21 protein-coding genes are annotated in these 22,688 nt (G+C 40.5%); 8 read left to right on the forward strand and 13 right to left on the reverse strand.

Annotated features, from left to right (window positions below; translation table 11 throughout):
* Positions 1 to 8: 8 nt before the first annotated feature.
* Positions 9 to 836 carry a 2,3,4,5-tetrahydropyridine-2,6-dicarboxylate N-succinyltransferase gene (gene dapD / locus I6F44_RS04360; RefSeq protein ID WP_002958324.1) on the forward strand — a complete coding sequence of 276 codons (828 nt, stop codon included), beginning with the start codon at positions 9 to 11 and terminating at the stop codon, positions 834 to 836.
* A 112-nt stretch (positions 837 to 948) separates the two neighbouring features.
* On the opposite strand, the gene I6F44_RS04365 is transcribed toward dapD, so the two are convergent.
* From I6F44_RS04365 to pspA, 9 genes are all read right to left on the reverse strand, one after another.
* Positions 949 to 1,977 (reverse strand): DUF2971 domain-containing protein, encoded by a 1,029-nt coding sequence (locus tag I6F44_RS04365; protein WP_197173348.1) that lies wholly within the window; start codon positions 1,975 to 1,977, stop codon positions 949 to 951.
* A gap of 225 nt (positions 1,978 to 2,202) precedes the next feature.
* Positions 2,203 to 2,547, reverse strand: a complete 345-nt coding sequence (locus tag I6F44_RS04370; RefSeq protein ID WP_002958326.1) for a 4a-hydroxytetrahydrobiopterin dehydratase — start codon at positions 2,545 to 2,547, stop codon at positions 2,203 to 2,205.
* A 37-nt stretch (positions 2,548 to 2,584) separates the two neighbouring features.
* A complete protein-coding gene (gene phhA, locus I6F44_RS04375; protein ID WP_002958327.1) occupies positions 2,585 to 3,382 on the reverse strand; it encodes a phenylalanine 4-monooxygenase in 798 nt (265 codons plus the stop codon).
* Positions 3,383 to 3,619: 237 nt separating this feature from the next.
* Positions 3,620 to 4,801 carry a methionine gamma-lyase gene (gene megL, locus I6F44_RS04380; RefSeq protein ID WP_007580969.1) on the reverse strand — a complete coding sequence of 394 codons (1,182 nt, stop codon included), beginning with the start codon at positions 4,799 to 4,801 and terminating at the stop codon, positions 3,620 to 3,622.
* Between the two features lie 414 nt (positions 4,802 to 5,215).
* On the reverse strand, positions 5,216 to 6,244 hold the full coding sequence (locus I6F44_RS04385) for a YcjF family protein (protein ID WP_197173349.1): 1,029 nt from the start codon (positions 6,242 to 6,244) through the stop codon (positions 5,216 to 5,218).
* Entirely contained in the window at positions 6,241 to 7,659 is a 1,419-nt protein-coding gene (locus I6F44_RS04390) for a YcjX family protein (protein WP_197173350.1), read from the reverse strand. Before I6F44_RS04390 ends, I6F44_RS04385 begins: the two co-directional genes overlap by 4 nt.
* A 63-nt stretch (positions 7,660 to 7,722) precedes the next feature.
* A complete protein-coding gene (pspC, locus tag I6F44_RS04395; protein WP_007580963.1) occupies positions 7,723 to 8,124 on the reverse strand; it encodes an envelope stress response membrane protein PspC in 402 nt (133 codons plus the stop codon).
* The gene (pspB, locus tag I6F44_RS04400; RefSeq protein WP_002958332.1) at positions 8,121 to 8,354 is read right to left on the reverse strand and encodes an envelope stress response membrane protein PspB; all 234 of its coding nucleotides are present in this window, start codon (positions 8,352 to 8,354) and stop codon (positions 8,121 to 8,123) included. Before pspB ends, pspC begins: the two co-directional genes overlap by 4 nt.
* Before the next feature lie 67 nt (positions 8,355 to 8,421).
* Positions 8,422 to 9,081, reverse strand: a complete 660-nt coding sequence (gene pspA, locus I6F44_RS04405) for a phage shock protein PspA (RefSeq protein ID WP_002958333.1) — start codon at positions 9,079 to 9,081, stop codon at positions 8,422 to 8,424.
* A 186-nt stretch (positions 9,082 to 9,267) separates the two neighbouring features.
* On the opposite strand from pspA, the gene pspF reads away from it, so the two are divergent.
* From pspF to I6F44_RS04440, 7 genes are all read left to right on the forward strand, one after another.
* Complete coding sequence (gene pspF, locus I6F44_RS04410) at positions 9,268 to 10,332, forward strand: phage shock protein operon transcriptional activator (protein WP_197173351.1); 1,065 nt, start codon at positions 9,268 to 9,270, stop codon at positions 10,330 to 10,332.
* A 15-nt stretch (positions 10,333 to 10,347) separates the two neighbouring features.
* Positions 10,348 to 11,955, forward strand: a complete 1,608-nt coding sequence (locus I6F44_RS04415; protein ID WP_024607851.1) for an ABC transporter substrate-binding protein — start codon at positions 10,348 to 10,350, stop codon at positions 11,953 to 11,955.
* Positions 11,955 to 12,989 carry an ABC transporter permease gene (locus I6F44_RS04420; protein ID WP_007580956.1) on the forward strand — a complete coding sequence of 345 codons (1,035 nt, stop codon included), beginning with the start codon at positions 11,955 to 11,957 and terminating at the stop codon, positions 12,987 to 12,989. The genes I6F44_RS04415 and I6F44_RS04420 overlap by 1 nt, the downstream gene beginning before the upstream one ends.
* Positions 12,976 to 13,869, forward strand: a complete 894-nt coding sequence (locus I6F44_RS04425) for an ABC transporter permease subunit (RefSeq protein WP_024592757.1) — start codon at positions 12,976 to 12,978, stop codon at positions 13,867 to 13,869. Before I6F44_RS04420 ends, I6F44_RS04425 begins: the two co-directional genes overlap by 14 nt.
* Positions 13,870 to 14,862: a peptide ABC transporter ATP-binding protein gene (locus tag I6F44_RS04430; RefSeq protein ID WP_007580952.1), complete on the forward strand. Its 993-nt coding sequence runs from the start codon at positions 13,870 to 13,872 to the stop codon at positions 14,860 to 14,862.
* Entirely contained in the window at positions 14,862 to 15,623 is a 762-nt protein-coding gene (locus tag I6F44_RS04435) for an ATP-binding cassette domain-containing protein (protein WP_010553756.1), read from the forward strand. The genes I6F44_RS04430 and I6F44_RS04435 overlap by 1 nt, the downstream gene beginning before the upstream one ends.
* An 85-nt stretch (positions 15,624 to 15,708) precedes the next feature.
* Positions 15,709 to 16,200: a VOC family protein gene (locus I6F44_RS04440; RefSeq protein ID WP_197120707.1), complete on the forward strand. Its 492-nt coding sequence runs from the start codon at positions 15,709 to 15,711 to the stop codon at positions 16,198 to 16,200.
* A 108-nt stretch (positions 16,201 to 16,308) separates the two neighbouring features.
* Here the strand turns inward: I6F44_RS04440 and I6F44_RS04445 are convergent, their stop codons facing one another.
* From I6F44_RS04445 to clpX, 4 genes are all read right to left on the reverse strand, one after another.
* The gene (locus tag I6F44_RS04445; RefSeq protein WP_101163092.1) at positions 16,309 to 18,210 is read right to left on the reverse strand and encodes a SurA N-terminal domain-containing protein; all 1,902 of its coding nucleotides are present in this window, start codon (positions 18,208 to 18,210) and stop codon (positions 16,309 to 16,311) included.
* Positions 18,211 to 18,381: 171 nt separating this feature from the next.
* Positions 18,382 to 18,672, reverse strand: coding sequence for an HU family DNA-binding protein (locus I6F44_RS04450; protein WP_157823336.1), 291 nt, complete (start codon positions 18,670 to 18,672; stop codon positions 18,382 to 18,384).
* A 183-nt stretch (positions 18,673 to 18,855) separates the two neighbouring features.
* The gene (lon, locus tag I6F44_RS04455; protein ID WP_010553844.1) at positions 18,856 to 21,225 is read right to left on the reverse strand and encodes an endopeptidase La; all 2,370 of its coding nucleotides are present in this window, start codon (positions 21,223 to 21,225) and stop codon (positions 18,856 to 18,858) included.
* A gap of 151 nt (positions 21,226 to 21,376) precedes the next feature.
* A complete protein-coding gene (gene clpX / locus I6F44_RS04460; RefSeq protein ID WP_002958344.1) occupies positions 21,377 to 22,660 on the reverse strand; it encodes an ATP-dependent protease ATP-binding subunit ClpX in 1,284 nt (427 codons plus the stop codon).
* Positions 22,661 to 22,688 lie beyond the last annotated feature (28 nt).

The following is a 22,688-nucleotide window of genomic DNA, read 5'->3' on the forward strand; positions in this document are numbered from 1 at the left end:
GGACACACATGTCAGATTTAAAAACGATGATCGAAAACGCATGGGACAACCGCGATAGCATTAGCCCAAGCACAGTATCAAGCGACGTAAAGCAAGCCATTATTGACGCACTTGATTTACTTGATAGCGGCGCAGCACGCGTTGCTGAAAAAATATCTGGTGAATGGGTTGTACACCAGTGGCTTAAAAAAGCAGTATTACTGTCGTTTCGTATTCGCGACAACCAACCAATGAACGACGGTGTAAACCAGTTTTATGACAAAGTACCACTTAAATTTAGCGACTACACGCCAGAGCAATTTCAACAAGGTGGTATGCGCGTAGTGCCTAACGCTGTAGCACGTAAAGGCAGCTTTGTAGGTAAAAACGTAGTACTTATGCCATCGTACGTAAACATTGGCGCATATGTTGACGACGGCACCATGGTTGATACATGGGCAACTGTAGGCTCGTGTGCACAAATTGGTAAGAACGTACATTTATCAGGTGGCGTAGGCATAGGCGGTGTTTTAGAGCCTCTACAAGCTAACCCAACTATCATTGAAGACAACTGCTTTATTGGCGCACGTTCTGAAATTGTTGAAGGCGTAATTGTTGAAGAAGGCGCGGTAATTTCAATGGGCGTTTACATCAGCCAAAGCACCCGTATTTATGACCGCGAAACTGGCGAAATTCACTACGGCCGCGTACCAGCAGGCGCTGTAGTTGTACCAGGCGCACTACCGTCAAAAGATGGCACTCACAGCCTTTACGCTGCAATCATCGTGAAGAAAGTAGATAAACAAACACGTGAAAAAGTAGGCATCAACGCCCTACTACGCTCAATTGATGAGTAACACGTAGGTTGGGTTGAGTGAAACGAAACCCAACGATACTTTGAAGTAAAGTGTTTTAGCTAAACTTTAATTGTATATAGAAAGCTCTAAGCCCTTTGGGTTTAGAGCTTTTTTAAATTCTTCTAAATGAAGTTTTAGTACTAGACACTTCTACATCAAAATTTAATGAACTCAAAAGGGACTTTAAGCCTTTAACAGCCAACTCATTATTTTCTGATGGTCCTATTATAATTTCTTCAATTGAATTTTTAGGAAAAGGTATCGCTCTATATGGGGCTATAATGCCAGATTTAAGAGTGCGATAGCATAAAGGAAAGTGCTTTCCATCTTTATCTCCTTGCTCTCCTTGCTCTCCTTGCTCTAAAAAGTCGATATCAGAAGAATCTATGAAATCAAAGTAATCAATTTGGTCATCGTCATTTAGCATTACCGAACCAGGATGAAATAGGGTAAAACGATACTCTTCCTCATACTTAAATGCTCTATCTTTAATACTGGCAATCTTAAAAATAACTTCATTAAAAATTTCAATTGCAGCTATAGCACATTTTTTATCAAGTTCTTTCTTATCTAAATCTAAATCTAAATTTGAATTTAAGATGTAACCTAAAACCTCTGGAAGGTAATGTTCCTCGAGCAAAGAGTGAAAAATATTCGTAGCCGGTTCGTAGTCAACATTATCATAGCCACTCAAAAATTTTCGTTGTCTGAAATACATATCATCAAATAGCTTTTCTTTGTTAAACTTTATACAGTATGAGGTTTGCTCTGACCCGTAGGTAAGCCAATGATTTAAACTATCATGCTTAGTTGTAAATGAAGTCGTGTAAATTTCATCAATGCTATTATTATCAATTATATCCCACAGAAACTTTAAAAAATGATTTGCGAGATGCACTTTTTTATTTTGCATTGCTTCTTGGATAATCTCTAAAGGCATATTTTTATGCTTGGCATAGATTTTTTCGAGTTTTCTTTGTGAAAATTCATACAAGTTCTGTCTAAGCGATTTTATCGTATCAATACCTTCCTTAATTTCTCTAAAATCATTTAAATACTCTGTATTAGTAGCCCATAAACTTTTACTCTCTAAAATTCCCTTTAAACCATCTGCAGAAGTGTAGTGATAAACATATTCCATATAAAAAGCCTTAAATGATTAACCTTCTTCATTCTGAGTCTAACTCTTTAGAGAAAACAATAAAATTGAATATTCTAAGACGTAAAAAGTTGGGTTTCGTTTCTCTCAACCCAACCTACGCCGATAAAAACAATACCGAGCTGCTCATTGTTAGCAATGACCTCCCAAAACCAAAAAAGCACTTATAAAATAAGTGCTTTTGTTGGTTTGCCCAATTAGTTTTCTTTACAGCGCGTTAAATACGTCGTCTGTTTTAGCTGCGCAAATAAAATCGTTTTTGTGTAGGCCTTTAATTGAATGGCTCCACCATGTAACCGTTACTTTGCCCCACTCGGTTAATAAACCTGGGTGATGGCCTTCGTCTTCTGCCATGTCGCCTACTTTGTTAGTAAATGCGATAGCCTGTTTAAAGTTTTTAAATTTATAAACACGCTCAAGCTGCATAATACCGTCGCGTACTTCTGGTACCCAGTCTGGAATTTTAGTAATTAATTGCGCTAACTCTTCGTCAGATACTTTTGGCGCATCTACATGACAGGCTTCGCATTTTTGTGCACTTAATGAAGACATTCTAAATCCTTACTTTTAGCTTTTTTAGCATTAATGTTTAACTGGCTAATTTTTCTTTTGGTGGAAATTTTGGGTCGTGCAAGCCAAGCTCTTTAGCTCGCTCAACCAAAGTCATAATATCCATTTGCGATATATCAAACAGATCATGAATCGAATTTATGGTGTAGTACTGTGGTTGCATAATATCAATACGGTACGGCGTACGCAGTACATCAAGCACATTCATTGGGCTAATTTCTGGCGTGTTTGAGTATACGTACTGAGTTTCACCTGGACTTGATAAAATGCCACCGCCGTAAATACGCAGGCCATCTTCGGTTTGCATTAAACCAAATTCAACCGTAAACCAGTATATACGCGCAAGGTATACACGGTCTTTTTTCTGCGCTGCGTAACCTAATTGCCCGTACTTATGCGTAAACTCGGCAAAGTCAGGGTTAGTTAGCATGGCGCAATGGCCAAATATTTCATGAAAAATATCTGGCTCTTGTAGGTAGTCAAATTCTTCGCGGCTACGAATAAATGTAGCTACCGGAAACTGCTTGTTTGCCAGTAATCTAAAAAACTCATCAAAGTCGATAAGCGCAGGTACTGGTGCAACTTGCCAACCGGTAGTGGCTAGTAACACTTCGTTTAGTTCGCTTAACTGCGGGATACGATCGTGCGGCAGGTTAATCTTTTTTAACCCTTGCATGTACTCGTTGCAGGCTTTGCCTTCAATGCATGCAAGTTGGCGCGCTACAAGCTCAGACCAAATTTTATTTTCTTCATCACTCCAATGTATAACACCATTTTCGTCTGGTGTTTTGGATGTGTATTTACTTGCTTTAGCCATAAGTACCTTCTTGGGTGTGAGCCCTAAATCGGTGTCAGTGTGATACTCAAACCTATTGAATATCGAATGACCCCATACTATGCAAAAGTGAAGAAAAGTTTAATAGATAGGCTAACATCAGTATTTGTCGCGATCACCCTAATCGTAAAGTTAAAATTACACCTGTGGCACACTAAAAATACAGACCTTCAAATAAAGGCCTGTAGCTTGTTTTTATGTGTATACAATTAATTACACCTAACCAATTTTAGTAAAAGCTTGGTTTAAATCACTAATAATGTCGTTAACATCTTCAAGCCCAACCGAGAGTCTGATCAGCCCATCACTTATTCCAGCGGCGGCTCGCTCCTCTGGCGTATAAGGCGAGTGAGTCATAGATGCAGGATGCTGAATCAGTGTTTCAGCGTCGCCAAGGCTTACTGCAAGTGTACAAAGTTTCATACTATCAATAAATTGTGCGCCATCTTGTAGCGTGCCTTTTATTTCAAACGCAATAACACCACCAGCGGCTTTCATTTGATTACCAATAAACTTATAACCTGGGTGCGATTTAAGCCCCGGGTAATATACGGTGCTTACTTGTGGGTGCGCTTCTAGATATTCGGCTATTGTTTGTGCGCTTTGACAATGGCGCTCTATTCTAATAGCGAGTGTTTTTAGGCCTCGATTAATTAGCCATGCATCGTGCGGGCTTATAGTTGCACCAATGTCTTTTAGTACGGTCATTTTAATGTGTGTTATGTGCTCAAGCGATCCACATACAATACCGGCAACTACGTCTCCGTGGCCGTTTAAGTACTTGGTCGCACTGTGCATTATAATGTCGATACCGTATTTTTTAGGCGATTGCAGTAGCGGTGTTAAAAAGGTGTTGTCGACCACACTAATTAAATTGTGCTCTTTAGCAACTGCGCCAATGAGTGCCAAATCAATCACCGCCATAGTGGGGTTGATTGGCGTTTCTACAAATATCATTTTTGAATTAGGTTTGATGGCAGCGCGTAGTTCGTCCTCGTTGGTCATATCAACAAAAGTGACTTCGATTCCCCAGCGCGGCAACATATGCGAGAAAAACGCAAAGGTACAACCATACAAAGCACTTGAAGCAACAAGGTGATCTCCTTGCGATAAAAAGCTCAGTACTGAGGCAGATACAGCCCCCATACCCGTTGCGGTTGCAGCTGCTGCTTCACAACTCTCGAGTTGAGCAACTTTTTGTTCAAGTTCTGTGGTTGTAGGGTTTCCTAAACGCGTATAAATATAGCCAGGTTCGTCGCCTGCAAAACGCGCAGCACCTTGTGCGGCATTTTCAAAATGAAAGGTAGAGGTTTGATACAAAGGAGAAGTGAGTGCGCCGTGCGGGTCGTTTGCTTTTTGTGGTCCGTGAATACACTGGGTGTTTATATGATGCTTGCTCATTGTAGGCTCATTTTTTGATTATTATGTTTTTGCGATTCAACAATCAAAACGTATGCGCTTACAAACAGCAAGCATGCCGGATGCTCAGATGGCTATTTGTGTAAAAACCGTGCAGCGCACGTTTGTACACAAATATTGCCACTGCTAATCTAGGGTCTGTTGATCTTTGCGGATTAAAATTTGTTCAAACTAGGGGTTATTTAATCGCGGCGCGAGGTTTGTAACCTAGTGGGCTAAGTAAAAACCGAGCAACGAAGAGTAAATAGCCCCTAGGAAGAACCTTTGGGCAGCGCCTGTTTGGCATTAATGCTACGTTATCACCCATTTATGGGGAATAACCACACTACATAGGCTCTGCCTTGCCTAAATACCAAACAGACTGCCGCAAATTTAACCTAGAAAGTTCAACAGACCCTAGTGTGTTGACTCCGCCTTTTTGCGGCTCATAATTTTACCTGCGATGCTTTGCACAGTGCCTTTTAACAAGCTGCGTTTGTTTTCAAGCCGTGGTAATGGGCGACTAAGCTCCATTGCTTTGTAACCAATACGCGCTGTAAAAATACCGGCGCTGACACCTTGCGCTGCCCGCCCCGAAAGCTTACCTAAAAGCTCAGCACTTAGTGCAGTTGCAGCAAGGTCAGATACAAGCTCAGCACTGCCTACAAACATTACTTGTTTTATCAGCATACGGTATAACTTTATACGGCTCGCGTAGCCAAAACCAATGCCGTAAATTTTACCAATTTGTTCTATTAACTTAGTACCGCGCCAAAGCACAGCCATCATATCCACCAGCGCAAGTGGGCTTAGGGCAACTAGCAGTGCAGATTCTGTCGCAAAACGATTTATAAGCTTTTTAGCTTTGGTGTCTTGGGTTATTAATAAACTATTGGCGTACAGCGTCATTATTTCTTTGTCGCTGTGATGCGTCGCTACTTGGTTTTTAAAGGTTTCAAAGTTATCAAGCTCCTGATGTTTATTGAGCTTTTCGAGCCAAGGTAATGCACCGCCTACTTGCTCGCTGTTTAAAAGCCTGTCGGCTTCAACTCGGTGCAATTGGTTACGCTTTAAACTGCGCAGCATTCGGTACTCTCGCCACAATAAGCGCCCTATTAGCAGCACACCACTTACAACCGCGGTTAAATAAACACTGCCTAAAATAATTGACTGCTCGAAAGCAAATAATAACGAGTATGCAAACTCTAAAAGCACCAGCACTATAAAACTAATAGCAAAAACACCTTTGAGCGTTTGCCACTTTGACTTTTTGTACACAGGTTCTAGATCTATTTCTGGCTCTAGTGCTTCATCTTCTTCAAGTTCTTCGTAATCACTTTGTCCGTGCTGAATAATTTTTGCAGGTGCTAAAACGGGTTCGTTTTGCTCAATGCTTTGCGTATCTATGCGACGCCCTGCTTGAAATGGTTGGTTTGACTCACTCATGTTAATTTGTCTCCTAGCAGGTACTGCATGACATGATCTAATCGAATATGTTTTAGTTGTTTATCGGGGCTCGGCATTGGAGAGAACGATAAAAACTCAAATCCCTGTGCTGGCCACTCACTTTTATTAAGCATCCGCGAGGGAGGTTGCGGCGGTAAATAGGTAAGCCAATCAGGCTCGTATAATGGTTTGCCGTAAATGCAGTCAAGTGTTTGACCTTTGTCGGTAATTTGGCGCGGCTGCGTTGCTGTAATTGACGACATAGCCATGGTTTCTATTTTTACACCATCAAACTTTAAGTGATTACTTTGCTCATGCACGAGCGAATCAAGTAGCAGTGCTAAATCTTTATGGTGCTTAGCACTTATATGATCTGACTTATTAGCTGCAAATAATATTTTGTCTATGTTGGGCTTAAATAAACGTTTAAAAAAGCCCGATTCACCATAGTTAAAGTGTGCGAGTAATTGGTTTATTACACTGCTTTGCTCTTGGAGTGTTTCGTGCCCTTCGTTTAATGCACTAAGTACATCTACAAGTACAATTTGGCGATCGAAGTGCCTAAAGTGCTCATTATAAAATGGTTTTACAACTTCTTTTATATAGGCGTTAAAGCGCTTAATTAAATGCGCTAAATTAGAACCCGCAACGACATCGTCACTATTTACTTTACCCGATACCGGAAAAAACAATAACAATGGCGCGCCTTGTAAGTCGCCAGGCATTAGCATGCGCCCAGGTTGTAACATGGCAAGTTTGGTGTCTTTTTTAAGCCCGACTAACATGCTTTGATAAAGCTGAGCAATATGGGCAAGTGCGTTTTCATCAACGGGAGCGTTTAAGTCAAGTTGCTCAACGGCCATTAAAAAATCACTTGATGTGTTTGCGCGCGAAGGCTGAGTTAATAACGGATATTGCTGCTCGCACCATTGAGCATAGCTTTGCTCAAGCATAGGTAAATCAAGGAGCCATTCACCCGGGTAGTCAATAATATCTAAATAAAGCGTTGATTGCGGCGAAAAGTGGCCGCGCAGCCCTGCATTACTTTGATACTTTATTGCCAAGCGCAGCGTATTAATCCGCTCGGTTGATGCAGGCCATGTAGGCATCCCATCGCTGGGTAATAATGAATTTAGCGCGCGCGTATAATTAAACGTAGGAACTTTTAACGCCTCTTGCGGCACAACTTTAGTGGCCACATGGCGGTGCTCGCGCATTACATCAAAAAAAGGTAAGTTTTTATCGTCCGCTTGGGTTGTTAAGTGTTTAACAAGCGCGGTAATAAAGGCTGTTTTACCACTACCACTTAGGCCAGTTACGGCAAGTTTTACGTGTTGGTCTAAACTGCGATGAAGGGCTTTTTGTGCTTTGCCTTTAATACTTTTAAAGGTCTTTTTTGCAAATGATTGGCTCATAAAGTGTCTTGCACCTAATTTGCCGTAATTTATCACGCTGCAAATAAGGTGCTATTAAATCCTTTAAAGTTTGTTAATTTCACGGCTCACCGTAAACTCGCTTGAAGTTACATGGCGCTCCATATCTTGAAGGCGAGTATCTACACGCGTTAAACGCTCTTTTAAATCTTGCAATGCGCGGCGCGGTGGCTCGCCCTTTTGCCATACTTTAAATTTTACTTCTAGCGGATCGTCAGTTTTAGTTGAGCTTTTAGTTTGCACTGTTGCGGGCTCTTTTTTATCTAAAATGAACCAGGCTGCAATATACGCTACCACAAATAATGGGCCACCCGTTAGCAGTACCGCACTAACAAATATAATGCGAACTAACCATAACTCCATATTAAAGTAGTCACTTAATCCCGCACATACTCCGGCTATTTTACCGCGTTGTGGGTCTCTTAATAATTCGCGTTTGGCACTCATACTTTGCGTCTCCATTGTGGTGACTCTTGATCAAGTAATGCTTCAAGTGTTTCAACCCTGTCTGCCATTTTTTCGGCTTTATGTGCAAGCTCAAGTAACTGGCGATGTTCGTGTTCACTTAAACCTTGGCTTACTTGTTTTTTGCTACGGTAATGTAAAATTAACCACAGCGGGGCAACAAAAATCATAAATATAACAAATGGTACAATTATTACGTCTGAATCAAACATAATCCTCTCCTGACAATCCGTTTTGATGTTTTTAAGCAGTGGGGCACTTTAAGTGCCCCTTTATAAATTATTTATCAGCTAGCTTCTTTTTAAGTTCGGCTAGCTCATCATCTATCTTTTCATTTTTTTGTAGATTAGCAATTTCGTCCGCTAACGTCTTTTTACCTAAATCGTAAGACTCAATTTGAGATTCTAGTCCATCAATTTTGGTTTCGTAACGTTCAAAGCGGTTAAGTGCGTCTTCTACTTTTGAACTATCAAGTGTCTTTTTCACTTCAAGACGCGACTCAGCCGAACGTTGGCGAAGTATAATTGCTTTTTGACGAGATTTCGCATCTGCTAGCTTTTCTTGTAGTGTCGTTACTTCTTGCTGTAGCTTCTCAATATGAGACTCTACATGTTCAAGTTCACTAGCGACTGAAGCAACGGCATCTGCCGACTTTTGCTTTTCAAGCAGGGCTGAGCGCGCTAAATCGTCGCGGTCTTTACTTAAAGCCAGTTCGGCTTTATCTTGCCAATCGCTTACCTGTGCCTTAAGCGTATCTAAGCGGCGTACAATTTCTTTTTTCTCAGCCAATGTTTTAGCTGATGTAGAACGTACTTCAACAAGCGTATCTTCCATTTCTTGAATAATCAGACGAACCATTTTTTCTGGGTCTTCTGCTTTATCTAAAATGGCGTTGATATTAGAATTAACAATATCTGCAAAACGTGAAAAAATTCCCATAACATTTACCTCTGTAATTAAAACGTAGTTAGTCTGCTATAACTAGTATCAATATGCTTGCCAACTTTTTAAAAGTTAAAATACACTTTATTTTCATTACGTTAAACTAAATATACAAATTTCTTTAGTTATCCCTACTTATGAAATACACTAACTGTTAGTAAAAATGACCAAGAGTTAGGAAATATGAGCCAATATCGCCAACAGGATAATTTACTCGGCCAATCAGATAGCTTTCTGTCTGTATTAGATCAGGTATCGCAACTGGCTAATTTAGATAAACCGGTACTTATTATTGGTGAACGCGGCACAGGTAAAGAGCTAATAGCAGCACGCTTACACTTTTTATCAAAGCGTTGGGATCAAAACTACGTAAAACTTAACTGTGCAGCACTTAACGAAAACTTACTCGAAAGTGAATTGTTTGGCCACGAAAGCGGGGCTTTTACGGGGGCAAGCAAACGCCACGAAGGTCGTTTTGAACGCGCTAACAGCGGCACACTGTTTTTAGATGAATTAGCTAATACCTCAGCTATGGTACAAGAAAAATTGCTGCGCGTTATAGAATACGGTGAGTTTGAACGTGTTGGCGGCAAACAAACTGTAAAAGTAGATACACGCTTAGTGTGTGCTACAAACGAAGATCTTCCTTATTTAGCTGAGCAAGGTGAATTTAGAAGTGACTTACTCGATCGCCTTGCCTTTGATGTAATTACCCTGCCGCCACTGCGCGAACGCCAAGACGATATTATGCTTCTTGCTGAGCAGTTTGCGATGAATATGGCGCGCGATTTAGAGTGGGAACTGTTTAGCGGTTTTACCCGAAGCGCAACAGAAACACTGCTTAGTTATGATTGGCCTGGTAATATTCGTGAACTTAAAAATGTGGTTGAACGCAGTTTGTATCGCCACGGTAGTGAACATATCCCCGTTCACCAGATTATTTTAGACCCATTCGATAGCCCATTTAGACCAAAAGCGCGCATTAAAGCACCTATAGCGGCTCAAACTGTTAACGCCGAGCCTATTGTTGTTGCGCCGCCGATTACTCAAACAAGCAATGATTCAGCCGTTGATATTCAATTTCCGTGCAGCTTAAAAGAGCGTTCTAGCGACTTTGAAATAAACATGATTAATAAAGCGCTCGAACATAGCCAATTTAATCAAAAGAAAACTGCAGAAGTACTTGGTTTAACGTATCATCAATTACGTGGTTATCTTAAAAAATACAACTTGTTGGATCAACAATAGTCAGAGGTTATGCGGGTGCATAAATTATTACTTGTTTTGCTTGCCACCACTTTAGTTGGTTGCCTTGATAGCAAAGAAGAAATCATAGAAGAAAAAAACCAAGGCTTAGTTTATTGCGCTGAAGCTAACCCTGTGTCGTTTAATCCGCAAGTCACGACCACCGGTTCAACTATTGATATAATTGCTAACCAATTATACGACCGTTTAATTAGCATTGACCCTGTTACGGCAGAATTTCAAAGTGAGTTAGCAACCGATTGGAAAATTAGTAAAGATGGTAAATCGGTTACCTTTACCTTGCGTAAAGATGTAAAGTTTCATACAACTTCTTATTTTACCCCATCGCGGGATTTTAACGCCGACGACGTTATATTCACCTTTAGCCGATTATTCGATGTATACAATCCATATCACTTTGTGGGCGATGCCAATTACCCGTATTTTCAAAGTGTGGGGATTGATCAACTTATTCGTAAAATTGTGCGCGTGTCTGACTACCAAGTGCGTTTTGAATTGTTTAATCCTGAAAGCAGCTTTTTAGCTAATATGGCCACCGACTTTGCCGTGGTACTTTCAGAAGAATACGCCATGGAACTTAAGAAAAAAAACCAAGAAAACTTATTTGATCAGTACCCTATTGGCACCGGCCCGTATATTTACAAAGAATACCGCCGAGATCACCTTGTACGCTTTTACCGTAATCCACTTTACTGGAAGCACGACGTTGCACTTGAACAATTGGTTTACGACATAACCCCTAACGGCACTACGCGTATAGCAAAAATGCTGACTAAAGAGTGCGATGTAACGGCTCATCCAAGTAGTGCGCAATTGAGTATTTTAGCGCAACGTGATGATATAAACGTTGAAAAAGAAACGAACTTAAACATAGGTTATTGGGCGTTTAATACAGAACGTGCCCCGTTTGACGACTTACGCGTACGCCAAGCACTCGCACATGCAATAGATGTAGATAAAATAATGCAGGCGGTTTATTACGGTAACGGTACTCGCGCACAATCTATTTTGCCGCCAACCTCTTGGGCGTTTGAGCCACAAGAAGATATACCTACGTTTGATCCAGAACTTGCTAAAAAGTTACTAATTGAAGCAGGCTTACCTGACGGCTTTGATATGACGATATGGGCTATGCCTGTGAGTCGTATTTATAACCCTAATGCGCGTAAAATGGCTGAGCTTATGCAGAGTGATTTACGCAAAGTGGGCGTTAATGTAAGCATTGTAGAATATGAATGGAACACGTTTATTCAACGTATTGGCGAGCATAGGCACGACAGTGTATTACTTGGTTGGGCCGCAGATACACCCGATCCTGATAACTTTTTTAGCCCACTGCTGAGTTGTACCGCTACTTTTAGTGGTAAAAACCCAGCAAACTGGTGTAATCCCCAATTTGACTTATTGCTCACTCAAGCACTAGACACCACTGATTTAAACAAACGTAAAAAATACTACGAAGACGCACAAAGCTTAATTATTCAAGAGCTGCCGTTATTACCGATTGCTCATGGCCTGCGCTTTCAAGCGAGTAGCGCCGACGTGGAAGGCATAACACTTGGCCCATTTGGCGCTATTTCGCTTGCCAATGCGAGGAAGAAATAATGATCTTAGATTATATTTTACGTCGCCTTGGTTTGTTCTTTTTTATGATACTGATGCTCAGCGTATTTACGTTTTCACTGGCGTATTTATTTCCCGGTGATCCGCTAAGTAATTTAAGCGGCATACCAAGTAGTAACTTTGCACAGCATAGTGAGCTTGAAGACAAATATTTATATAACAGCAATTACTTTATGCAATACATTGCCTTTTTAGGGCGAATATTTCAGGGTGATTGGGGGCTTTCGTTTGCCTCTGGTAATAGTGTGTTTAGCCATATTGTTGATTTGCTACCAGCTACTTTAGAGCTAAGCGTATACGCATTAATTGTATCGGTTGTTATTGGTGTACCGACTGGCATTTTAGGCTCTGGGTATCATAAACGTTGGCCCGACAAGCTTATAAACTCTACCACTATGGTGGGTTATTCAATGCCTGTATTTTGGCTCGCATTGTTATTAATAATGGTTTTTTCATTAAAGCTTGGCTGGTTTCCTATGTCGGGCAGAATGGGGCTCCTTTACGAAATACCCGCCAGTACTGGATTTATTTTAATTGATATTGCACTGGCTGGCTTTCCATATAAAGGAATGGCCTTTGTTGATGCGCTGCGCCATTTAACACTTCCGACTATTGTACTGGCTATGTATCCAACCACTGTATTAGTGCGCTTTACTCGCGAGTCTATGCTTAAAGTAATGGATCAAAACTTTATTAAAACAGCTAGGGCAAAAGGCCTTAACCGCCGCCAACTTATCATGCACCATGCACTGCGTAATGCATTACTGCCGGTAATTAAGCAAATTGGTTTGCAATTTAGTACGCTAATAACGCTTGCGATGATTACCGAAGTTATTTTTTCGTGGCCGGGTATTGGCCGATGGTTAATCGATAGTATTTATCAGCGTGACTTTCCTGCAATTCAAGGCGGGTTAATGGCAGTGTCTTTATTTGTTATTTTAGCTTCTATTACAGCTGAGCTTACTTACACTTTATTCGATCCACTCTCGCGGAATCAGGCCCATGGCAAAGTTTAATTTATTTTCTGAAGAGTCGAATAAATCGCCACTGGCGCGATTTTGGCGAAAGTTTAAAAATAACCACCCTGCTTTGGTTGGTTTATGGATATTTATGGCGTTTGCACTATTAGCCGCCACCGCTCCTTTTTTAGCCCCGTATGGTGTAAACCAACAACACAGTGATGCACTGCTTATTCCGCCATCGTGGCGAGAAATGGGCGATGTACGCTTTCTTTTAGGTACCGATGATTTAGGCCGTGATGTACTCTCGCGCTTAATGAATGGTGCTACGTATACATTTGGCCTCTCTGTTGTAGCCGCCCTAATCACGACTATTTTTGGTGTATTAGTGGGTACTTTTGCAGGGATTAGTAAAGGACTGCGTTCAAGCTTTTTAAATCACTTACTTGATATAACGCTTTCTATTCCTTCTTTGTTATTGGCAATAATAATAATCGCCATACTCGGCCCGGGTTTAATGAATACGGTATGGGCAATTATTTTAGCGCTACTGCCGCAATTTATTCACTCAGTGCGTAACTTGATTGTTGATGAATTAAGTAAAGACTACATTACTGCGTTTAGACTCGATGGTGCGTCTAATTGGCATATTATATCGCGCGGTATTTTCCCTAATATTTATGAGCACATTGTGGTTATATTCACGATGGCGCTTTCTACCGCTATATTAGATATTTCAGCACTGGGATTTTTAAAATTAGGGGCTCAGCCACCGACGACCGAATGGGGCGCAATATTAGCCGAAAACCTAGGCCTCATTTATTTAGCACCGTGGACTGTAGCACTACCTGGTGTACTGTTATTTTTAGCCGTGTTATCTACTAATTTAGTAGGCGATGGCCTGCGACAAGTGCTAAAAGCACGTAAGGCTGATTAAATGCAATTACTCGATGTTCGTAACTTAACAATTGAACTACGTACCTCTGAAACTGTAATTAGAGCCGTAGACAGAGTGAGCTTTAGCTTAAAAGAGGGCGAAGTACATGCGCTTGTAGGCGAGTCTGGCTCTGGTAAAAGTCTAATAGCAAAAGCGATTATTGGTGTATTGAACGAACGCTGGGACATTACTGCCGACCGTATTCATTGGCGCGGCGTAGACTTAATGCGTTTAAGCCCAGAGAAACGCCGTAAAATAGTAAGCCAAGATATAGCGATGATCTATCAAGATCCAAGTCGCTGCCTTGACCCAACCGCTAAAATATTTGACCAAATTGCCGAAACACTCCCAGAGATCGCAACTAAAGGTTTCTTTTTAAAGCGCAACCGCGAGAGAAAAGACAGAGTAAAAGCGCTTATTCATAAGGTGGGCATTAAAAACCACGAAGCGGTATTAAGTAGTTACCCTCATGAGCTCTCAGAGGGCGTATGCCAAAAAGTAATGATTGCAATGGCCATTGCCCGCACTCCAAAGCTATTGATAGCAGATGAGCCAACTACAGCGCTTGAGAGCACAACTCGCGCACAAGTATTTAGATTACTAAAAAGCTTAAACCAACTTAAAAACATGTCTATTTTGATGATCTCTCATGAACTTGAAGAGATTGCACATTGGTCGCATGGCATTCATGTTTTATATTGCGGGCAAATGGTTGAAGCAGGCCCAACCCATGAAATATTTAAACAGCCTCGCCATCCATACACGCAAGCATTACTAAAAAGCTTGCCTGACTACGAACAAGGTTTAGCGCATAAAGAACCTTTTTATGCACTTAAAGGGACTATCCCTACTCTGCAACATTTGCCTATTGGCTGCCGCCTCGGGCCACGCTGCCCGCAAGCACAAAAAGCCTGCGTGGTAACTCCCACTCTTACTAAGCATCATGGTCATAGTTATGCGTGCCATTTTCCGTTAATTAAGGACATGAAATAATGCAGCCGCTACTAAAAGTACAAGCGCTATCTAAAACATTCAATGTGCGAGCTGGGCTTTTTTCACGTAAAAAGTTTGAAGTACTTAAAAATATTTCGTTTTGTGTCGGTAAAGGCGAAAGTATTGCCATAATTGGTGAAACAGGTGCAGGTAAAAGTACATTAGCAAAACTACTTTCTGGAGCTGATACTGCTGATAGCGGGCAAATTTTGCTCGAGAATAATATTATTGAAGACAATGGCGTACGCGATAATCAATGTCGCCATATTCGTATGATTTTTCAAGATTCAGCTGCATCGCTCAACCCGGGGTTAACCATTGGCGAAATGCTTGATGATTGCCTGCAATATAATACTGAACTTGATGCTAGTGAACGCACTGAAAAGATTGATGCAACGCTTTCAAAGGTGGGTTTGTTAATCGATCATAAACACTACTATCCGCATATGTTTAGTGTGGGGCAACTACAGCGTGTTGCGTTTGCTCGTGCATTAATTTTAGATCCTAAGGTGATTGTGCTTGATGAAGCCGTTTCGTCTTTAGACCCTTCTATACGCGCGCAAATAGTGAATTTATTACTTAAGCTGCAGCGCGACACAGGCCTTACATATGTGATGATCACCCATCATTTAAGTCTAGTGCGCCACATCAGTGATTATGTGGTTGTACTCGATAAAGGCGAAGTAGTTGAATACGGCCCTACTGAAGATGTTTTTCAAAACCCCCAATCAAAAGTAACGCAGCGATTACTTAGCTGCTAAACGCAGCCTAGCGTGTAATGTAATCTCCTTTATGAAGGTCTTTGTTAAATGCGCAATTTAACAACTAAAACCATAAAGAGGATCTATGCTAAAAAAAACATTACTCACAGGCATTTCATCATTAGCGTTACTACTGCTATCAACAACCTCAATAGCTGACGAAAACTCTAGCTCTAAAAGTTGGGTTGGTGGCGTTGATCATTTAGGTTTAACCGTATCAAACTTAAATGCATCCAAAGCATTTTTTACTGATGTACTTGGTTTTAAAACGCTAGGAAGTGATCCAACCTACCCCGCTTATTTTTTATCAAACAATAAAATAACCATTACATTATGGCGCGTAAAAAATGATGAAAAACGTGTGGAGTTTAATCGAGCAGAAAATGTGGGCTTACACCATTTAGCACTCAGTGTAGAAAGTATCAAAAAGTTAAGCGAGCTACATACACACTTAGAAATGCAAAATAATATTACTATAGAGTTTGCACCAGAAAACTTAGGTAAAGGTCCAACCCAACATATGATGATAAGAGAGCCTAGCGGCAATCGGATTGAGTTTATTGCCAGAGGTAATTAATACCAATCCGCAATAATACTTAATTAAGCGAATTGGTAATATACCAACTTTATTTAAGACAATAAAAAAGGCGCTTTAAAAGCGCCTTTCTTTATGAGCTAAAATTAATTATTCAACAGTTTGTGTAGCCGTTGGTAAGTTAAGTTCAGCATTGGCTTTAAGCGCTTCAATAAATACCATGTAGTTTTTATTAGCTTGCGCCATAGTAATGCTTTGTTTTGCTTGAGGGTCAATATTAGCTGCAACTTGTGCATCTGTTACCGACTTAAGCGCAACAATTGCTGCATCACCATTATTTAAATTAACAAGCTCAACTACCGCAGAATCTGCTGGGTGAGCCATTTTAAATGCTTGAGTCACAATAGCAGGTGAAACAGTGTAGCTTTGACGTGTTAACTGCGCTTCTTGACGAACCGTCAAGCTTTGCTCGTTTGCTACATCGTTTAAGCTCTTACCTGCTTGTACTTCTGCAAATAAGCTACGCGCTTTTTCTTTAGCAAGCTCAGATGATTTTTCATTAACTAAACGCGCTTTAATTTGCTCGCTTACTTCATCCAGCGCTTTAGTAGCAGCAGGTTTATGCTCGTTAATACGAACAATAATTGCATGCTCCTCACCAAGCTCAATAACTTCAGAGTTTACTTTATCCTCAAGTAAATCAACTGATGTTAGTGCTGTTACAACTGCAGGGCTGTTTAAAGGCTCTGGTAGAGCATTAAGTGCTAAAAGAGGTGTAGATTTAACTTCCACTTCAGCAACTTCTGCAGCGTCGTCTAAGCGGTCTGAAATTTCAAATGCAAGTGCGCCCATTTCTGTTTGCTTTTCGTAAAATGCATCTACTTTTTCAGCTTGTTCTAATTCAGCACGTAAGTCAGCTTTAACATCGTCATACGCTTTAACTTGTTGTGGTTGAATGTCTGTAAGTTTAATTATGTGATAACCAAACTCAGAAGCAACAACCTCAGAAATGTCACCTTTGTTTTGCAGTGCGAAAGTCGCATCTTCAAATGCAGGGTCCATTACGTCACGTTCAATCCATTCAAGGTCGCCGCCCATTTCGCCACTAACGATATCGTCAGATGATGATTCTGCTAACTCAGCAAAGTCTGCACCTTGCTCTAGTTGTGCATGAAGTGCATTGGCTTTTTCTTTTGCTGCATCATCGTCTTCACTGTTATCAATTAAGATATGTGATACGCGACGTTTTTCAGGTTCTATGTACTGCGCTTTGTTTTGCTCGTAATACGCTTTAACGTCATCCTCGGTTACCGATTCAACATTAATATCTGCTGCTTTAAGCTCAATATAACTTACTGAAATAAGCTCTGGAGATAAAAATTGTGATGCGTTTAGCTCGTAGTAATCAGACACTTCTTGCTCTGATACTTCTACGTCCGCGGCAAGCGCTTCTTTATTAATGACTAAGTAGTCAATACTACGAGTTTGCTGCTGTAGAGCAATTGCGCTTTTGAGCTCGCTCTCTAGGGCAAAGTCTGTACCTGCAACAGCTGATACAACCTGACTACGTGTCATATCTTTACGTAAGTATTCACGAAAAGCATCTGGTTGAAAGTTCATTTGACGAATTACTTGTAAGTAACGATCGTTATTAAACTTTTCACCAATTTGAAAGTACGGTAGCTCTAAAATTGTTTTACGTACACTTTCGTCGCTTACGCGAAGGCCTAAATCAGCCGCTAGCTGTGATTGCAATTCTTGTTGTACTAAGCGGTCAACTACACCTTGGCGAATTTGCGCCATGTAATTTGGATCAGCGGCAATTTGTGTAAAATATTCACCAAATTGTTGCTCTAAACGGCTACGTTCATTTTGGTAAGCACGGTTAAAATCGGTTTGACTAATTTTAATTCCATTTACTTCAGCAACGGGTTGTTCTGTGGTTTGACCTAAGTAACTACCGATCCCTGCTAAGGCAAAAGATAAAATCACCGCGCCTAAAATTATTTTGGCTACAGGTCCTTGCGAACCTTCTCTGATTTTCTCAAGCATTTGTTTATCTCTTTTTGATCAAGGTATTTTACCTTGTCACATGTAAAAAAAGCGTATCTTACCAGATACGCTTTTTCACTTGAAGTAACTGGCGGTAAAGTTACTTAATTCATCTGTTGTGGTGAATCAGTAACTTTACACTCGCCATAACTAATGTGTTTAAAACAGTGATTAGTTTACTGCGTCTTTAAGCGCTTTACCGGCTTTAAAAGCAGGAATAGTTGCAGCAGCAATTTGGATTGTTTCACCAGTTTGCGGGTTACGGCCTGAACGTGCAGCACGGTCACGTACTGAGAAAGTACCAAAACCAACAAGTGCAACTGAGTCGCCTTCTTTTAGCGCGCCAGATACAGATTCGATGAATGAATCTAGTGCACGACCTGCAGCCGCTTTAGAAATGTCAGCATCAGCTGCGATTTGATCGATTAATTGAGATTTATTCACAATATCATCCTCTTTCATTGTTATTATCAAGAGCGATGGTTTTTTAAACTAACATCACTTTTTTGAAAATTGTAGAGCAAACTTTTAATGCTCACATGATTATATTTTTCTTAAGCCTACGCCCCATAAGGGCTAGGCTTGAAAACCAGTGCTTAACTTATCATACCGTTTAGATTTGAAAAGCCCTAAAAAGCACTTTTTTTAGCTTTTTTCTTGGTTTTTAGGTGTTTCGACCGAAAAACTCTCAACAGGATGCACTAAAGCAAGCTTTAACACCTCGTCAATCCAAGTAACTGGGTGAATATCAAGACCTGCCAGCACGTTCTCTGGAATCTCTTTTAAGTCACGTTCGTTAATTTTTGGAATGATTACTGTTTTAATTCCACCACGATGCGCCGCCAATAATTTCTCTTTTAAGCCACCAATAGGAAGTACTTCACCACGTAGCGTAATTTCACCGGTCATTGCAACATCTGCTCGTACAGGGTTACCCGTTAAGCTAGATACAAGACCTGTTACCATTGCTGCGCCCGCACTAGGACCATCTTTTGGTGTTGCGCCCTCTGGTACGTGAACGTGAATATCACGTTTTTCGTAAAAATCGCTATTAATACGAAATGTATCTGCGCGATTACGTACTACCGTCATTGCCGCTTGAATCGACTCTTGCATTACATCGCCCAGTGAACCGGTATAAGTAAGTTTACCTTTACCTGGTACAGCCGCACATTCGATTGTTAGCAAATCACCGCCAACTTCTGTCCATGCTAAGCCTGTAACTTGACCAATACGGTCGCCATCTTCAGCTTTACCATAATCAAAGCGTTGCACACCTAAAAAGTCTTCTAGGTTATCTTGATTGATAGTCACTGTTTTAGTGTCTTTTTCAAGTAAGATATTTTTAACTGCTTTACGGCATAGTTTTGAAATTTCGCGCTCTAGGTTACGTACGCCCGCTTCACGTGTGTAGTAACGAATAATGCCAATAATTGCACTATCTTCGATAACTATTTCAGACTCTTTTAAGCCGTTACGTTTTACTTGTTTAGTAATTAAGTGCTCTTTTGCAATGTTTAGCTTTTCATCTTCGGTGTAACCCGATAAACGAATAACTTCCATACGGTCCAATAATGGGCCAGGAATGTTAAAGCTGTTTGATGTTGCGACAAACATAACATCAGATAAATCGTAATCTACTTCAAGGTAATGATCGGCAAAGTGGCTGTTTTGCTCAGGATCAAGCACTTCTAATAGTGCTGATGCTGGGTCGCCACGCATGTCTGATGACATTTTATCGATTTCATCTAACAAAAATAATGGATTTTTAACGCCCACTTTTGTCATGTTTTGAATTAGCTTACCTGGCATTGAACCAATATATGTACGACGATGACCACGGATCTCAGCTTCATCACGTACGCCGCCAAGCGCCATACGAACATACTTACGACCAGTTGAACGCGCTATAGATTGCCCAAGTGATGTTTTACCAACACCTGGTGGCCCAACTAAACATAAAATTGGCCCTTTAAGCTTATTAGTACGCTGTTGTACCGCGAGGTACTCAATAATGCGTTCTTTTACTTTATCTAAGCCGTGGTGATCGCTATCAAGAATTTTTTGCGCGCCCGCTAAGTCTTTTTTCACTTTAGAGCGTTTTTTCCATGGCACATTAATTAATGTATCAATGTATGAACGCACTACAGTCGCTTCTGCAGACATTGGCGACATCATCTTAAGCTTATTAAGCTCTGTCGTCGCTTTGTCTTGTGCCTCGCTTGGCATACCCGATTCTTCGATGCGTTTTTTTAGTGCTTCAAATTCGTCAGGTACATCGTCAAGCTCACCCAGCTCTTTTTGAATGGCTTTCATTTGCTCATTGAGGTAATACTCGCGCTGAGACTTTTCCATCTGCTTTTTAACGCGGGTACGAATTTTCTTCTCAACTTGCAGTAAGTCTATTTCGCCTTCCATTAATGCCATTAAATATTCAAGACGTTCTGTAACGCTTGAAATTTCGAGCACTTTTTGCTTTTCAGGTACTTTAAGCGGCATATGAGCTGCCATTGTATCGGCAAGGCGTGCTGGCTCATCAATACCTGAAACTGAAGTTAGTACTTCAGGTGGAATTTTTTTGTTTAGCTTTACATAGCCTTCAAACTGGCTAATTGCGCTACGAATAAAAATATCTTGTTCTTTCTCGTCTACCGAATCAGATTCAATAAATTGAGCATTAGCAACAAAAAAGTCATCGTTATCTACAAATTCTTCAATTTGTGCGCGCTGTGTACCTTCAACTAAAACTTTAACTGTACCGTCTGGTAATTTTAATAACTGAAGTACAGTGGCAATAGTACCGATACGATAAATATCATCTTGCTCTGGTTCATCTACAGTTGCATCTTTTTGTGCAACCAAGAAAATTTGTTTGTCTTTGTCCATTGCCGCTTCTAGGCATTTTATTGATTTTTCACGGCCAACAAAAAGCGGGATCACCATGTGCGGGTATACCACAACATCGCGCAGTGCAAGGACTGGGATTTCGACTCGGTCGGTTCTCTCAAGCGTCATTATAGTTTCTCTTCGCACTTCATTTATTTTAAAGATTACTCAAGTATATGGGGATAACCTAATTAAAGTTCAACAATTTTCCCATACTCGATTAAATTAATTATAAAAAAAGGAGCCTAAGGCTCCTTTTTTCATTCAAATAGCTTAAAAACTATTCTGATGCAGCTTTATCTTGTTTATTATTTTCATAAATCAAGATTGGGTCTGACTCACCTTTAATAACGGTTTCATCAATAACCACTTTGCTTACGTCATCCATTGAAGGAAGTTCGTACATAGTATCAAGTAACACACCTTCAACGATTGAACGAAGACCACGTGCACCTGTTTTACGCTCCATTGCTTTGTGGGCAATTGCAGCTAAGGCATCATCGCGAAACTCAAGTTCAACGTCTTCCATACCAAACAATACTGAGAACTGTTTAGTAATCGCGTTTTTAGGTTCACTCAATATTTGCACAAGAGCAGCTTCATCAAGTTCTGTTAACGTAGCAACTACTGGCAAACGACCTATAAACTCAGGAATTAAGCCGTATTTAACTAAATCTTCTGGTTCTACGTCTTTAAAAGTTTCACTTAAAGAACGACTCGCCGCAGATTCTTTTACGCTAACGCCAAAACCGATACCGGTATTTTTATGGCTACGTTGCTCAATTACTTTATCTAGGCCTGAAAATGCACCACCACAAATAAACAAGATTTTAGACGTATCTACTTGTAAAAACTCTTGTTGTGGATGTTTACGACCACCTTGCGGTGGAACAGAAGCAACGGTGCCTTCAATCAGTTTAAGTAGCGCCTGTTGAACGCCCTCACCCGATACATCACGTGTAATTGACGGGTTATCTGATTTACGAGAAATTTTGTCAATTTCATCAATGTAAACAATGCCACGTTGCGCTTTTTCAACATCGTAATCGCATTTTTGTAAAAGCTTTTGAATGATGTTTTCAACATCTTCACCTACATAACCGGCTTCGGTTAATGTAGTGGCATCGGCCATAGTAAACGGCACATCAAGTAGACGCGCTAATGTTTCTGCAAGTAATGTTTTACCACTACCTGTTGGGCCGATAAGCAAAATATTACTTTTACTTAATTCAATGTCTTGCTTAGTCGATTGGTTACGTAGGCGTTTATAATGGTTATAAACGGCAACAGACAATACTTTTTTAGCATGATCTTGACCAATAACATAATCGTCTAAGTGTTTACGAATTTCTTTTGGTACAGGTAGTTTGTCAGACGTATCATGCTTAGGAGCAATGTCTTTGATCTCTTCCCTGATAATATCGTTACACAACTCTACACATTCATCACAAACGTATACTGAAGGGCCTGCAATTAATTTACGCACTTCATGTTGGCTTTTGCCACAAAAAGAGCAGTATAACAATTTATTACTTTTGTCGCCGTCTGTAGGAGTGTCAGACATTCAGCTACCTCATTTTATTACGTTGGCC

This window comes from Pseudoalteromonas sp. NZS11_1, from assembly GCF_015864275.1.
Classification (GTDB): Bacteria; Pseudomonadota; Gammaproteobacteria; order Enterobacterales; family Alteromonadaceae; genus Pseudoalteromonas; species Pseudoalteromonas arctica.